Source organism: Paraburkholderia sp. BCC1885, from assembly GCF_900996235.1.
Taxonomy (GTDB): Bacteria; Pseudomonadota; Gammaproteobacteria; order Burkholderiales; family Burkholderiaceae; genus Paraburkholderia.
The window spans coordinates 1-2093 of record NZ_CAAJGM010000280.1; the positions used below are offsets into that span (position 1 = coordinate 1).

General features: G+C 62.4%; 3 protein-coding genes. All 3 read left to right on the forward strand.

What is annotated here, in order from left to right; genetic code table 11:
- Positions 1-671: CoA transferase (locus tag FQ755_RS35965; protein ID WP_186308754.1), on the forward strand; the 671-nt coding region annotated here is incomplete at its 5' end.
- The gene (locus FQ755_RS35970) at positions 668-1378 is read left to right on the forward strand and encodes a YoaK family protein (protein ID WP_144162803.1); all 711 of its coding nucleotides are present in this window, start codon (positions 668-670) and stop codon (positions 1376-1378) included. The genes FQ755_RS35965 and FQ755_RS35970, both read left to right, overlap by 4 nt.
- Positions 1379-1449: 71 nt before the next feature.
- Positions 1450-2093: PAS domain S-box protein (locus FQ755_RS37740; protein ID WP_186308755.1), on the forward strand; the 644-nt coding region annotated here is incomplete at its 3' end.

The following is a 2093-nucleotide window of genomic DNA, read 5'->3' on the forward strand; positions in this document are numbered from 1 at the left end:
TCTTCATGTTTTGCGGCATCGCAAGCGCGCTGTACGCACGCGAAAAGACCGGTAAAGGAGCACACGTCGACGTCGCGATGTTCGATGCGACGCTGGCGTTCCTCGAACACGGCTTCATGTCGTATGTCGCGACCGGCGAAGCGCCGGCCAGAATCGGCAATCGTCATCCGTTCATGGCGCCGTTCGACGTCTTCGAGGCGTCGGACAAGTCCTTTGTCATTTGCTGCGGCAACGACCATCTGTTCAGGCAGTTGTGCATCGCCATCAATCGCCCCGAAATCGCCGCCGACACACGCTATCTCTCCAACACCGACCGGGTCGCGCATCAGGCCGAACTGAAAAGCGACTTGCAGGTAACGTTGAGCACGCAGACCGCGGAACACTGGCTACAGGTGATTCACGAGGCCGGCGTGCCGGTGGCGCCCCTGCTGAATGTGGCTGAAGCCGCGCAACTCCCGCAAACCCGGGCGCGCAACATGCTGATTGAGGCGGGCGGCGTCCAGATGCCCGGCAACCCGGTGAAGATCAGCGGCTACGACGATCCACCGGTTCGCGCCGGCGCGCCGGCGCTCGACCAGCACGGAGCGGCGCTACGCAAGGAGTTCGCAACGGCCTTGCGGACGAACGATCGCGTATCTGGCGCCGTGCGCAAGGCAGAGGACGCGTTATGAATGCCACCCTGCAAGCGTCCGCGGAACTATCGCTACCCGCTCTTCTTAGGCGCATCGCGGCGCTGTCGGCCATTGCGGGATATGTCGAAGTCATCGGATTCATGGACGTCGGTGGAATTTATCCCGGCATCATGACGGGCAATACCGTGCAACTCGGCCTGACGCTCGCCAAGGCCCAGTGGGAGCGATTCGGCACGATCGGCTTCGCGGTCGGCATGTTCTTCATCGGCGGCATCCTCTCCAGTCTGATCAAGCGACACCTGCGCTGGCCGCCAATGGAACTGATGCTGATGGCCGCTCTCCTGCTGGTTGCCAGCGCCATTCGGCTGTACACGCCCTGGCGGATCGGAATCGAATTGCCGCTGCTGGCTATAGCGATGGCGATGCAGGGAGAGACCCTTTCACGGTTTGGCGGTGTCTCGCTGCAGACTATTGTCGTGACGAACAACATGGTGAAGTTCTCGGACGCCCTGGTCGGCCGTTATCTGTCGCGGCCCGGCTCGACGCCGTCCACCGCCAAGATTCCGGAGCTGAAGGAAGTTTTGATGCCGGGGCTCGCATGGCTCACCTATAGCATCGGCGCAGGCGCCGGTGCGACGGCCGCCAGCCTGTTTCGGCTGCCGCTTCTCGTCCCCGCCGTCATGCTGGCGTTCCTGGTCGGCGATCTGGCATGGACGCGGCGCGGCAGCACCAGGACGGCAAGCTGATCACGGTTTGCGGTGGTGAGGCTGCATGCGCGCGGCTTCATCCTGTTTTAAGCCCCCCCAGGAACGACACCATGAACGACTCCTTCGCACTGGCAGAAGCGATCATCGAACAGACCTCCGACGCTGTCATTTACGCGGACCGATCGGGAACGATCGCACGCTGGAACCGGGCCGCCGAAAGCCTGTTCGGTTACAGCGCAAACGAAGCAATCGGCCACAGCCTCGATCTCATCATCCCCGAGCGTCTTCGTCCCGCACACTGGGCCGGCTTCGAGCTCGCCATGACGAATGGCACGACCAGATTGCGGGGACATGCGACCTTGACCCGCGCGACACACAAAAGCGGACGCAAGCTGTACGTCGAAATGACGTTCGCGCTGGTGAAGACCCCGGACGGCAAGCCGCTCGGCTCGGTGGCGGTGGCGCGGGATGTAACAGAGCGTGTCGAACGAGAACGTGCCGCGCAGCGCGACAGCACGAACGGAGAGCGCAATCAGGATGCAACGCAGGCAGCGTCGCATCATTCAACCAAGGCGGAACAGGAGAAGCAGGCAATGATGTACAGACGGATACTCGTGGCAATCGACGGCAGCCGGTGCGCCCAACTTGCGCTGGAAGAAGCGCTGAAAATCGCGCAGCCCGCCGCGGCGTTTGTCGAAGCCGTGTATATCGTTCAGCATGCCATGCCGCTTGAGGATCTGAATGTCGGTTCCGG